The 13,255-nt window shown below is 49.3% G+C and carries 11 protein-coding genes; 4 read left to right on the forward strand and 7 right to left on the reverse strand.

Translation table 11 applies throughout. From position 1 onward, the window contains the following. The first annotated feature begins 142 nt into the window (after positions 1-142). Positions 143-850: a putative quorum-sensing-regulated virulence factor gene (locus AADH33_RS01460; RefSeq protein ID WP_348549327.1), complete on the forward strand. Its 708-nt coding sequence runs from the start codon at positions 143-145 to the stop codon at positions 848-850. A 38-nt stretch (positions 851-888) separates the two neighbouring features. Here the strand turns inward: AADH33_RS01460 and AADH33_RS01465 are convergent, their stop codons facing one another. Next, complete coding sequence (locus tag AADH33_RS01465; RefSeq protein ID WP_348549328.1) at positions 889-1,800, reverse strand: alpha/beta hydrolase family protein; 912 nt, start codon at positions 1,798-1,800, stop codon at positions 889-891. Between the two features lie 317 nt (positions 1,801-2,117). On the opposite strand from AADH33_RS01465, the gene AADH33_RS01470 reads away from it, so the two are divergent. Further along, positions 2,118-2,801, forward strand: a complete 684-nt coding sequence (locus AADH33_RS01470) for an LOG family protein (RefSeq protein ID WP_348549329.1) — start codon at positions 2,118-2,120, stop codon at positions 2,799-2,801. A 193-nt stretch (positions 2,802-2,994) separates the two neighbouring features. Here AADH33_RS01470 and AADH33_RS01475 read toward each other — a convergent pair whose 3' ends face one another. Together AADH33_RS01475 and AADH33_RS01480 are read right to left on the reverse strand one after the other, a co-directional pair. After that, complete coding sequence (locus tag AADH33_RS01475) at positions 2,995-4,623, reverse strand: FAD-dependent oxidoreductase (RefSeq protein WP_348549330.1); 1,629 nt, start codon at positions 4,621-4,623, stop codon at positions 2,995-2,997. 637 nt (positions 4,624-5,260) lie between these two features. Further along, entirely contained in the window at positions 5,261-6,349 is a 1,089-nt protein-coding gene (locus AADH33_RS01480) for a GNAT family N-acetyltransferase (RefSeq protein ID WP_348549331.1), read from the reverse strand. Between the two features lie 430 nt (positions 6,350-6,779). Between AADH33_RS01480 and AADH33_RS01485 the strand changes: the two genes are divergently transcribed. Then, positions 6,780-7,058: a type B 50S ribosomal protein L31 gene (locus AADH33_RS01485; protein ID WP_075102544.1), complete on the forward strand. Its 279-nt coding sequence runs from the start codon at positions 6,780-6,782 to the stop codon at positions 7,056-7,058. Positions 7,059-7,148: 90 nt separating this feature from the next. On the opposite strand, the gene AADH33_RS01490 is transcribed toward AADH33_RS01485, so the two are convergent. The 4 genes from AADH33_RS01490 to AADH33_RS01505 form a co-directional block, all read right to left on the reverse strand. Continuing rightward, complete coding sequence (locus tag AADH33_RS01490) at positions 7,149-7,964, reverse strand: SGNH/GDSL hydrolase family protein (protein WP_348549332.1); 816 nt, start codon at positions 7,962-7,964, stop codon at positions 7,149-7,151. After that, on the reverse strand, positions 7,958-9,352 hold the full coding sequence (locus AADH33_RS01495; protein ID WP_348549333.1) for a nicotinate phosphoribosyltransferase: 1,395 nt from the start codon (positions 9,350-9,352) through the stop codon (positions 7,958-7,960). Before AADH33_RS01495 ends, AADH33_RS01490 begins: the two co-directional genes overlap by 7 nt. Before the next feature lie 153 nt (positions 9,353-9,505). Beyond that, positions 9,506-10,552, reverse strand: a complete 1,047-nt coding sequence (locus AADH33_RS01500; RefSeq protein ID WP_348549334.1) for a bifunctional nicotinamide-nucleotide adenylyltransferase/Nudix hydroxylase — start codon at positions 10,550-10,552, stop codon at positions 9,506-9,508. A gap of 217 nt (positions 10,553-10,769) precedes the next feature. Further along, complete coding sequence (locus AADH33_RS01505) at positions 10,770-11,747, reverse strand: alpha/beta fold hydrolase (RefSeq protein ID WP_348549335.1); 978 nt, start codon at positions 11,745-11,747, stop codon at positions 10,770-10,772. A gap of 545 nt (positions 11,748-12,292) precedes the next feature. Here AADH33_RS01505 and nfuA point away from each other — a divergent pair. Further along, positions 12,293-12,976 (forward strand): Fe-S biogenesis protein NfuA, encoded by a 684-nt coding sequence (gene nfuA, locus AADH33_RS01510; protein ID WP_075102549.1) that lies wholly within the window; start codon positions 12,293-12,295, stop codon positions 12,974-12,976. Positions 12,977-13,255: the final 279 nt, after the last annotated feature.

Here is a 13,255-nt window from a genome sequence, read left to right on the forward strand (position 1 = left end):
TATCGCATTGTTATATCTGCTTGTTATCTTTGGGTTTTAGCCCCATAAACAACAAAGCAGTCTATGGGATACCGTGCGTTTTTGCGCTGGGTAAAACAGACTGTTATCGATTATGGATGCCCCACGTGCTACAGCGAGTTTTATGACTGATTGCCTCAATATGCCAAGTCTGACTGATACTGCTTTGGTTATCGATACCGAAACCGATCAAGGCCGTGACCCAAGACCGATTCAAGTTGCTACCATCAACGTAGCGACGGGGTTTGAGTGGATGAAGTACTTTAATAGTGGCCGCGCCATCTCACCGGTGGTCATCAAAGTACATGGTATCACCGACGATGATGTGGCGGGTCTTGAGCGTTTTGATCTACAAGCGTTTGATTTGCCCACCTACCTCATCGGCCATAATGTGCGCTTTGACTGGCGCGTGATAGGCCGTCCGACTACCAAGCTGATCTGTACGGTGCGGCTCGCCCGTGTGGCCTTTCCAGAGTGGCGCTACTACGGTCAGTCTAAATGTATCGAGCAGCTGCTGGGTAAGTCTGCAGCGAGTGAGCTGACCTGCGCCGCCCATGATGCGCTGGGTGACGCCCGTATGTGTTACCTGCTGTATCAAGCCTGCTGCACGCGTCTACAAATCGCGCCGACAGACTTTGCCGCGGCTCATGCCATCGCCAATCAAGCCAATCCTGCCAGTAGGATGCCATTTGGCAAATATAAAGGCCGACTTATCACCGAAGTGCCCATTGGCTATATCAAGTGGATGCTAGGTAATATCCATAATTTGCAGCCATCGCTGTACTCTGCTCTACGCCAACGCGTCAAAGCAGCAGACGCGCAAAAAGATTGACGTATGCCTTAAAAAACCATGTCTTAAGAAGCTATGCCCTAACACTGCTGCTCCAACCAGTCTACCGCCATTTGCCATAGTGCTGGGGCTTTTGCATGGGTGCGGCGACTAAAATAGCGCATATGACCGATACGACTTAAACCAAAATCTTGCGGGGTATAAAAACGCTTTTCGACAGGCATCTTGGTAAACACACGTATCATGTCGTCCATATTGTCGCTGTTGGCGATATCGTCGTCGCTAAACCCCAGCCACAAAGCGGGCATGCTAAGCTCATCATAAAAATGGGTATGTATGCTGTGACCAAAGGCGGTTTTGATATAGCCTGCGCCATTGCACCACTCGCGCCACTGCCGAGCAACGCCGCGCGGTAATGGCTCGCCCATACCGATTTTATCCGCTGGTGTATAGCCTAATACCAAGTTACTAAGTGGAATAAAAGCATCCATAAAACCCATGGCCTTGAGCTTATAGGGCATGTCCATGTTTTTGATTTGCCCTGACGAGCAGGCGACATTGAATACAGACTGTACGGTCTGATAGTTTGGCATCAAGCCAATCAGCTGACCGCCGGCACTGTGACCGATGATGTGATATGTGGTATCGGCAAACTCATCTTGCAGAGCATCAAGCACGGCTGGCAGGTCATGACGTCCCCAGCTGATCAACGAGGCGTCACATTTGGGTAGCTCGGTGCTTAACGACTCGCCGATACCTTCGTTGTCAAAGGTCACTACACCAAAACCGCAGGTGGCCAAATAAGTGGCAAAGTGGTGATAAAACTGACGTTTAATACCAGTGGCAGGCGCTATCATGACCGCCGCTTTTGTTGTATCTTGCGGGCGATATACTGTCGCGGCTAGCGGCTGATTGCGTTCAGTCATGATACTCAAGGCATCGGTTTTTATGAGGTGGCTGTCTGTTGGCAGGGGATTTTGCGGTTCTTCCATGAGTCGGCCTTATGGTCTGATCTATAGGGTGGGGGCTGGCGTTTTATGGTTGTGGCGGCTACAAGGTTTGGGCAGCTCGGCTGGCTCTAACGGCGTGATGGTCAGTCCGTTATGAGGCTCTGATGCGCGGCTTTGATGATATCAAGCTCATGTAACAGCACCGCTTATGTTAAGATAAATGAGGGTAGGTGAGGCGGGCAATGATGACTTGTAAGTTCTATACGCTATGACTGGAGCGGCGCTTTTTCGCATTTTTATCGTCATCTGTCAACTGAGCACTCACCTAAAAACAATAATATAAAAATTAAGGAAGCACTATGCAAATGAAAATCAATAACGACACTTATGAAGTAATCACCAGTCAAGATATCACCAATATCGAAAAAGCCGTCGATAAGTCCTCACTGACCATGCCACTGGTTGCGGTGTATTGCGGCTCGCGCCTAGGTAATCATGAGGTGTATGAGCAAGCCGCTCGCGAGCTGGGTCTTGCGCTGGCAAAAAACGGCATGGGTCTGGTCTATGGCGGTGCTAGCATCGGGCTGATGGGGGCGGTGGCGGATGAGGTCGTCAACGGCGGCGCTCAAGCGGTCGGTGTGATTCCAACCTTTATGCTCAAACACGAAATCGCTCACAATCAGTTGACGCGCCTACATTTGACCGACACCATGCACACGCGAAAAACCGTCATGGCAGAGTATGCCGATGCTTTTATCACCTTACCAGGTGGGCTTGGTACGCTCGAGGAGATCATGGAGATTGCCACGTGGCGTCAGCTTTATCAGCACGAAAAACCCATGATTATTCTGAATATCAATGGGTTTTATGACCGAATGATAGATCACTTGGCCTATACCGCTGAGCAAGGATTTATGAAGCAAGAAGATTTGGCGCGTCTGGTGGTATGTAATACCATCGGTGAAGCGATTGAGATGCTAAAGACTGTGGTCACCATCGACGATGCTGTCGATACCGAAAAAATGGCGGGCAGCGAAAGCTAAAATGTGCAAAGACTCACAGACTGCCAAATCCAGAGATTAAAGCTCTTAGAGAGCAAGACGCTCAGAGGCCAAAAAGCGCAGACCATCCAATAACGGTGGTCTACGCTTTTTTATTGAATTATTGAGTGGGGGTTTTGCTTCGTCTGCGCTGTGAGCGGGATAGAAGCAAAAATAAGCCAAGATCAGCGATGCCTCATAAGCTGGACAGTATGGCCTCACGGATACCATGGTTTACTCCCGCCATGGCCATTGGAAAACCGCGCTGCTCAGCCAGCTCGCGAGCCACACTATCGATGGTTAAGCTATCGTTGTGCGCCAGATATGGCCATTTATGAGCATAGCGGTGACGGTTTGCGGGCGTATCTGTTGTCACCAAACCCAGCTCAGCCAGCTCATTGACGATTTGATCCGCTGCAATTAAGGTCGAGGAGGCTTTGACGTTTTCTGCACGGGCATAGCGGATATCAGCGTACAAGCTGACGTCAGCGACGCGCAAAGTATCGTCTTCTCCAGGGATTTGCTGCCCACCATACAGGGCATTGCCAACGCTACGAGCACTATGAAAGGTCGGTACAAACTGCGCCACATAATCGATGGCTTGTTGGCTACGCGCTTGTAGCGGCGCTTTGTCCCAGCCATCCTCGATGTAGTGTACGTACTGCTGCGGTAGCTTGGGCTGGGCGCTGTCAGTATTCGACGCCACCAACCCATCATCAAACAAAGTAATGGCATGACTCATGCCATGAATCTGAAAGTAACCATCAGGATAAGGCGTCAGCTGCGCCATGCCCTCAGGGGTGCCGCGATTGCCATAGACGATGATCTCGGGTATCTGACCACCAGCTTCGCCCCAGTGGGTGATATAGGAAGACTTAAATTCGACCATACGGGTGACGGCGACACCGACCATATCATCGATGACCCCTGTACGAAATCCGCACGCATTGATCAGGTAGTCGACCTCGATAGCGTCTTCTTGCACCGCCTCTGTAGAGCTGCTTGCTGATTGGTAGTCGATGCGCCATTTGGTCACATGGTGATCGGCGTTTGCACAGTTTTCACAATCGACAGGCATGACCTGTGTCACCGTCGTATCGGTAAACACATGAGCGTGCTCATACTCTGCCAATGCTAGCTGTGCTGACGCGGCAAGGCGAAAGATATTCCAGCCGTACTCTTGGACGACGATAAGCGGGAACTTGACTTTGTTTAAATCCAGATACTTGGCAACTGGTATCATCCACTCATCGACTGTGCGAGGGATGGCGACTTGCTCTCGCTCGGCCAGCGCCAGCAACTGCTCATGGTTATAGAGCTGATAGTAGTCCTCAGGCTCGCCCAAGACTTTATTGTTTGGGTCCTGCGCGATCAGCTCGCGATAGGCGTCTGTCAAAATATCAAGGCGTGGTAACAAATCCTCAGGCAAGCCCTCATCGCGTGTCGGGACGGCGAACACGGTGGGGCGCACATCGATGGTATAAGGGTATAAGCGCAAAATATCGATACACTGCTTGAGTAAGGCGACGCAGTCTTCGTCAGGGATTTCGCGATACAAGTTGCCGCCGGCATGCAAGTGGCACATTGGTGGGCCGTCGATGAGAGATTGTTTTTTTTCAAACACATACGTCTCAAGCCCTAATGCAGCCAAGCGAATGGCAATCGTCGCGCCTGCCGTGCCGCCGCCTAAGATACCCACACGCTTTGCCGGTTGCGGCATGTCCGCCGTCTTCGCCGATGCTGCATCAGTGGCTGTATTGGCTGGTATGCCGCTATGGCTAGAGTTGGTGTTGTGATAAACGTATTGCGTCATTGTCGTTGTCATATCCTTGATAGCCTGAGCCGCGCTTAGGCTGCACTTATTGATTATAGGGTCGGTCGCTTTTAATATGCGTGCGCCTATCGCCAACTTCAACATCTTATCGTCATTGTTAGTCAATGCTGATCATTCATATAAAGCTGTTTTAATATAGGGGATATTTTACGAAAGTTGAGGCGAGCATAAGATGACAAATACGTAAGTACATGCATGAGTTTTGTCAGTAGAGCCGAGAGCATGACAACCCATAGGCTGTATAAAGCGACAAGGCGCCGTGGTATAAAAGGTAGGCAGTCTGGTGGTTTTAGAATAAAAATTAGCCAAAACGATAAGGGGTGACCGCTGCAAGTAGCGTTGATGTTTGTAAAATAATCCGGCTTTTGTAACAGTATACATTAAGACAAACGCCGCGTTTTTAGCCTGCGCTATATAGTGAACAAACCTTAAAATAGCGACAGCGCTACTGGTCTTCACTTTTTTTATTTGACAGCAATGTGTCTTATCTTTATCCACATTTTTAAAATAAAGATACGCCCTAGTCAAGAACAGCCATGATTTTGGCTGCTTTTTGTGTTGGCTTATGACGGTTAGGGTGATGGTGATTCAGATGATGGTCGTATAAAAGACGAATGTGAAGAGCGCTCTATATATCTGCGAGCGCTTCAGCTGGTGTGGTTTTTACCGCACGCACGGTAGTGGCAGGTTTTCTATATAAGGGGAAAAAGTCTGAATGTGACTCATCTGGGGTCAGCCTGCGCTCGGCCACCAGATTAGCATACTTGTCTGGATTGATGATGAGCCTATAGGTCTTAAACAGCAACTCTTGTGAGCTAAAGCCTTTTTTGTATTCGTATAAAGAATCCAGCGCCCCGCCCACACCGCCGCCTAGGTGGAGAATGTGATAGTTGTTTTCTCTACCCCAACTGCGGGCGGTATGGGTAATTAGTTTGGAGGGCTGCAGATGAGAGTAGGCACCGCACGTGCCGCCGAGATGAAACTGCATGATGCCAGACTCTCGGCAGAGGGTATAAATAGCAGACGCAATCGGCGTATCGTCTTGATAGGCGGTGATGAGTAGTATCCGCTCTTGTAGGTTTTCTAGCAGATTAAAAAAGTAATCGTCATCAAAAAAGTAGTATTGATCGGCCTGCACATGCGCCATGGTTTCTTTATAAATGGTAGAAAACACCAGCGCACTGGCTTTGGTCAGCCGCTCAATTTTGGTCACGACATTGTGCTTGATGGCTTTTTTGATGCCTCGGCGATGACGGTTTTGCGTCTCGCTCCAGTGCGCGGCCTCAGACTGACTCAGATCAGACATCAGCGTAAGACCATGAGTCAAAGCCTTACCAACCGTCGGTATCCAGTCTTTATTGATAATAGGGTGCAGACGCATAAATAACGACACGCAGCCTTTAGCAAAAAGCCGCTCTTTCACTGCTTGCAGCATATAATCTGCCTGCGCATCACTAAGCGACTTGTCCATCAGTGGGCCACCATAGCCGTAAGTGGTGGTTGCATCCCAGTATGCCGAGTCTATTTCACGGATGATAATGGGCAAAAAAAGCTGTTTGTTTTTATAGGTGGCGATCAGTCCCATCGGCGTGCCTTTATCGACTATCGCCGAAGCCGCCACCCAGCCTGATAAATGATATATATCAAAATGACAGTGTTTTATCTTTTTGTCCCACTGTTGATCGATATTAAGAAAATCTATCTGTACGGTATCCATCCTTCTGCTCCCTCAGAGGTTTGTTGATATATTCATAAATCCGTATATATGAATATATCAACAAACCAAGGGGTAAACAAGAAGAGAAAGACTTTTATGTAATATATTGAATATAAAAGGCTGAGCACAGGTTTTTAATTTAGCAGGGAGCGGCGTAAAAGCGCCAGCACGGCTTTAGTGTGGGTAAGAGATGCCGCGCAAAGTTGGGACACGCTCTTGCATCAAATGCCAAAAACCGTTAAAATCGCGGTTTGATTTTCCCGCTGGGGAAAGGCTAAGTGAACAGAGGCGTGGTGTTGGGTGCTGGAATAAGCCAGTGATGCAGTTGCCACTCTTAGACATGTCCTTAGTGCCTCAGTTACGTATGCCAGCATGTGTTTGATTGCTCATCAAGCCGCCTGATACATACATCGGACATAGAGAGATTATTATGCGTAAAGATATCCATCCTAACTACCAAGAAGTTTTGTTTCACGACACCAACGCTGATGTGTTTTTCTTGACTCGCTCAACGGTCAGCACAAAAGCCACTCGTGAGTACGAAGGTAAAGAATACCCATACTTCCCACTTGATATCTCAAGTGCATCGCACCCATTCTATACAGGCGAGCAGCGTAAAACCTCTACTGAAGGCCGTGTTGCTAGCTTTAACAAACGCTTTGGTGCATTCGGTGGCCGTAGCAAAAAAGCGGCTGACTCTGCTGAGTAATATGCGCTTATCGCGTCATGTTATATGGCGCAGTATAAAAAAACCGCTGACCATTCAGCGGTTTTTTTATGTCAAATCAGCCAGCATCTGTTAGCGCTCAAGGAGCTGTGCGATTAGAGCCGCCAGCTGCTGCGCCCACAAGCCATAAGTTAAGCTGCTGGGGTGAAAGCCATCACTGGCAAACATCGCCGCGCTATCAATGGGGCCGCTGCCGCTGTGCATTTCGGCCATCATCGCAAAGTCAGCGGCCATGTAATGTACACCGCCCTGAGCCTGACACACGTTTTGTAATACCTTGTCGAGCGCCATGGCTTTGGCACCGATAAAGGCGTTGAGCGGCGCGGGTAGTGCTGGCATTTGTGCCATCGGTGGTAGGCTTGAGAAGACAATCTTACGCGCGCCAAACTTGCGCTGAGCAATGGCGATGATCTGCTCGAGTTGCTGTTGCCACTGGTCGGGGGAGACATTCGCTGTGGTGTCATTGACCCCGACGCTCAAAACCATGATATCAACAGGCTGGCTGGGCGCAGACAGCACATACAATCGCCGCAAAATATCAAAGCTGGTGTGCCCCGTCGTCGCCTGCAACGACCAGACAATCTCAGCAAATTGGCTATGAATAACTGGCTGCTGCTGCAGAATGGGGATTAGCTTGCCTGCCAGCGCTTCTTGCTGTGTCAACGTCCCGACCCCTGCTGCTGCGGAGTCGCCGACGATCATCAGCTGTAGCGCAGGCTTCGATGCTTGAGCGGGCGTCTTAGTCGCTGATACTAGAGTGACCCGGCCGCATCTCTCACCGGTAGGCTCAGGGAGGCGTACCGTATCACGTTTGACCTTGATACCTTGGTACAGATAAATTGGCGCAAGCAGCATATCTTTTTTGGATAAATTTAGAGAAGCTACCATCCTGCACGCTCCCGAATGGTAGTCAGGCTGTCGTCGATCAACAGCTTACCGTCGACATACACATCCCGTAGTAGGTTGTCAGCAGTCGATAAGTCGTCTAGTTTGATGGTTTTTGGTTGGCCATGGGTCTGATTGATCAACGCCAAGCGGCCTTTTTTTGAGCGTTTTGAGCGGCTGGTCACAGGGTCCTTATAGATATCTTTCCAAACACCATCGATACAAATGGCGCTGGCCTTCATCGCCCAGCTCATGGTGTCGCGGTTGACTTGCTGCAATAATCCGCCGCCCATCCCAAAGGTGATGTTATCCGCGCTAAACCCAGCCTTTAGCACCACATCGATGATGCTGCCCAAGGTGTTTGGGCTGATGCCATCACCTTGGATGATACGCACATAATCTGGCAATACCTTATAGCCTTTACGATTAATAGTGGTGCCAAACTTCACAGCCAAGCGCTCTAAAGCTTCGCGTACCACTTTGGCAGGCTCGCCGCTGTCTGGTCTGATGACCAGCGTGCCGCCCATATTTTTGACCTCGTCTTTGAGGCGGCCGCCCCAGATATTATCTATGGCGTTCCATAAGTCGTAGCTGTCAGAGACCACAGAGACACTTTTGCCCGCGCCGCCAAACTGCGTAAGCATATTGGCAAAGGCGGCTGTCTCGCCGTCGCGGCCCCAAGCGGTCATGGTACTGTGCTCGGCGGCCGGAATCGAAAACGCTGGCATGTTTTTATCCATCCGATACCAACGGCTGGCGGCGACTAGCGCCGTCATCGAGTCGGTCCCTGCAAAGTTTACTAAATGTGCCAAACTGCCTAAAGCGACTGATTCTTGGCTAGAGGCACCGCGTGCGCCAAAATCATGCAGCCGAAACGTAAGCGAGTCGCTATTGTCGGCAGATTTTTCTAGGGCCTGACGAATGATGCCTTTACAGTAATGCGAGACGCTAGCGACGGTGGAGGGGTACCAAATAGCGCGTAGCAGTGCGGTCTCGATATAGCTTGGTAGCCAGTAAAACTCAGGATCGGTATTGATGACTTGGCAGACGACGTTTGAGACAGGGACGATGCTGCCTTCAGGGACGGCCTCGATACGTAGTGGCAGGTAGCCACCGTGTTTATCGACCAAACGCTCCCAGCCTGCACGGTTAAAGGTCAAGCCATGCGCTTGAATGACCATTTCGGCTTCATCGATATCTTGATGGGTGATAGGGGTGCTGAGGTACTCTTTGATAAAAGCTTGCAGACCAAAAAACACCACGTCGTAGTCGCCTTTACGCGCCTCAATGTAGCTTGACAGATACTCACTACCGCTTGGGTATTGCACCCAATGTGAGGTCTTGTAGCTGTCGCTATTTAAGAGTAAATTACTCAGATTGCCAGTGTACATCACAGAACTCCTCTGCTTTGAAATGCCGCGGCTGCCTTGTTATATGACAGCTGCGACGGTGAGCCGTTACCGTCTATCGGTGCCGGCATAAAAACGTTACTTGGTCTGTTTTTTAATACAATAATCATAAAGACTCAGTGCACTGTTTACCAATTATAGCCCTACCATTTTGGTAATGATCGCATAGTGGTCTTCAAACATCATGGTGGCGTCCAGCTCAGCCAGCGGTAGCCAAAAAGCCTTGGCCGCATCGTCGCCGCCTTTGACTTTGGGCAAGCCTTTTGGGTCGTTTTTTAGCTGAAAATAAAACGCTTGGGTAATCGTACGACCGCGCGCTGAGCGGTACGGATCGTCAAAGGTATGCTGACTATGGCAAGAGCCGCGTAATACTGGCTCAGGGACTTTGAGCCGTGTCTCCTCGCGTAGCTCACGGATACAGGCATCAAACAAGGTCTCTTTTGGGTTCACAAACCCACCGGGCAACGCCCAAAGCCCACGTCCTGGCATGCTGCGGCGCTCTACCAATAAAATATGGCCTGATTGTACAATCAGCGCATCAGCAGTCATAAAGGTGGGCGGATAGGGCGCAGACTGCCATTGTCTTTTGTATTTATCGATAAAATCGGCTTCTTCGTGCAGCTGTTGATAGTCTTCGGTTTTTTTGAAATCATCGAGCACGTGACGGGTGGACTCAGGCGTACGCTCAGGTGTTGGCGTCGCCCCCATCAGATAGCTGTCGCGGATAGGCGTGGCTGATAGGTTGTGATAATTGGGAACAGAGACAGAATCCCAGTTGGGAAACAATGATAGATAATACGACGAGCTGTCTTTTGAGTGTCCTATCAAGCCGATATCACTTTGCAAATCACCTGTGACAGATTTGACGCCGGCTTGTACGTATTGGAGCCAGCGCGTGTCATTATATAGTGCATCATCTAACCCCACGCAGTGGATGCGCGCGGCATCAGCAGATGAGTACGCGCCCTTAATCATCGCGGCACGCTCAGCGACGCTAAAAGGATTGCGTAGGCTGCGTGGTAGGTTGGCTGAGCCAATCAGCATAATCACTTCATCAGCGCGCTGTAGCGCCTCGTCGACGACTGCTTTATGCCCTCGATGAAAAGGCTGAAAACGTCCGATAAAGACCAGATAACGATAGTGTCTGCGTTTATCTGTTTGCTGCTCTACTGAATCACCCATATGTGCCACTGTCCTGCCATTGATATGTCGTTAATAAAAATAAAGGCTAAAAACCATGCTGCCAATACTGACACAGCAGCAGCGCCACTGACAAGTGCAAAGATGTTTTATACCGTGTGTGGGTTTGCTGATTATGGGTTTGCTGATTTACCAAAAAAGGAGCGAGCAGACGCTAACGCCTTTATGGTGGTGATCATCTGGCGCTATAACGATCAAGTCATCTGGCGTGCTGTTCGATCCAAGCGGCGACCGTTGGCCAAATCTCTGTTGCCGCATGACGGCTAATCATAATGCGGCTATGGGTATAATCGTCCAAATCACCACGGCTGCGCGCATACTCTCGAAAGACATTGGTAGCGTTATTATTAGTAGAGGTGGGGGCAGAAGAAGGGCTGTTATTAGTAGCACGGTTAAAGGCATCAAAAAACCGCCGACAGCCAGCGGTTGGGGAGATGAAGTTATCGCCCTTGGCACTGATGGCATAGATAGGTATCGTAACCATCGGCATGTGCTGTCGATAATCAAAAGGGGTATTGTCGGCAGTCTGTTTGCGGCTGCTATTAAAGTTTTGTTGTAAGTTCCAATCAAACCACTGGTTCATGGTGTGATAGCTTTCGTTGATCGGCCCCAGTTTGAGCTTTTTGGCAGGGATATAACCGACCGCTTTTGTCACAAGCTTAGCGGCAAGTATCTTGGCGTAGCTGATAGGGCTGACGGCCGCCCCAAACGCTTGACAGGCAAACATAGTGGCGCTGTTGATTTTATCGATATAATCTGGATATTGAATCAAAAACATCGTCAGGCCCACGCCGCCGCCGCTATGGGTGACGCAGTGCAGGTTGCTGAGTTGTAATTCATCAAAAAAGTAGCGAAAAGTCGCCTCATAATCATAGGTTGCGACGGTCTCAAAATCAAACGCCTCTTTAGGCGCTGGGCTGTCACCATGGCCGCGCCACTCCATGATGTAGCACTGATGGCCTAGACCGGCCAGATATTCGGCTATTTTTAGACAGGTTTGTTTGTCTGAAAAGGTGCCATGAGTTAAAAATATATTTTGTGCCTTGACGCTTGTGTCAGGGGCGCAAGATGCGCCAGTCGTTGCGTCTGCGTGTTGTTTGATACTGTCTGCTACCCGCCAAACGGCTATTTGCTCGCCATCCTTGGTCGTCACGAGATGCCGCGTCCGTGTCATCATAAAGCGCTCTTTTACCCTCAGTTTTTATCACAATATCCCTATAACTGCCGCTTAGTTATACCATAATTGATGAGTCTTTGATGGCCGTTTTGTGACCAACTGAGCCAAATGAGTATACGAATGAAGCAAATTGAGCGATAAAGGATAAAGGTGTCAGAAATAAGGCGCTAGGAATTAGAGCATCAAGAATTAGAGCATCAGAGGTCAAAGCGTCAAGCGTTGAGCAACAACCACGGAGGTGCTGCTTGATAAATATGAGAGTCGTCTTTATATAAAGGAGAGCATATCAACGATCAGACACAGGGCAAGGCTATCTGCAAGCGGTGTTAATTCACAGTGGGGCAGTCGGAATTGTCGCCTGAATACGCTATAATAATGAGTATAAATGCCACAAAGCCTTGGTGGGCGTGAGCAACCCGTGACAGACACGCCCATCAGATGATAAATCGGTGCAGTTGGTACCCCCTTATCGTTACACACTCTACATTCACGACACAGTAGCCACGACAGGTATCGCGTTTGTGTCATAACACATAGGAAACATTATGAGTGAGCACAATCAAGCTGCAAATCAGTTGGATCAGTCAGCAGACTATGAGTCAGCGCTAGATACTGAGCAAGCGGACGTAAAAAGTAACATCACTATCACAGAGTCGGCGCAAGGTTATTTGGCTGATTTGTTGGCCAAGCAAGACACCGACGGTATCGGTGTCCGTATTTTTGTTGAGCATCCAGGTACGCCGCGCGCCGAGTGCTGCATGGCGTACAATCAGCCAGGCGAAGAAGACAGCGCAGATTTGGTGCTCACGTATGACGATTTTTCGGCGTTTATTGAGGCGGCTTCAGTGCCGTACTTAGAAGATGCGGTGATTGATTATAATAAAGACCGTTTTGGTGGGCAGCTCACCTTCCGTGCGCCAAACTCAAAAGTACCAAAGGTCGGTGCTGATGCTAGTGTCGAAGAGCGTATCAACTATATCTTGCAATCAGAGATTAACCCAGGCTTGGCCGCGCACGGCGGTATGGTGGACTTGCTAGAGCTGATCGACGAAGAAGGCGTTGGTCTGACAGCCGTGCTAAAGTTCGGTGGTGGCTGTCAGGGCTGCTCAGCGGTGGATATGACTTTGCGCCAAGGTGTCGAAGTCCAGCTTAAGCAGCAAATTCCTGAGCTGACGCAAGTGGTTGACGAAACCGACCACAGTCGTACTGAAAATGCGTATTATAAATAATCGGCGCGGCAAAGTCGCTCAGACCATTCAGCTTAGACAACGCTACTTAAATCTTAAATAAAGCTACTTAGATCAAATAGTATGGTCGCTTATGAATTTTTGTCATTAAGAGATGAATGATTTGCTATTCTTTTCATAAAGAAGTTGAGTTATGATTAACTCAGCTTTTTTTATGCCTATCGTTTTTGTAGACGGCGTTTAGCGACAGCGGCGTAAAGATAACGATTTGACATTTTTTATCATGATATCCTTATTGAATCATAAATACCTACACAGGAG

The sequence above is a fragment of the Psychrobacter sp. KFRI-CH2-11 genome (assembly GCF_038239325.1).
In the GTDB taxonomy this organism is placed as follows: domain Bacteria; phylum Pseudomonadota; class Gammaproteobacteria; order Pseudomonadales; family Moraxellaceae; genus Psychrobacter; species Psychrobacter celer.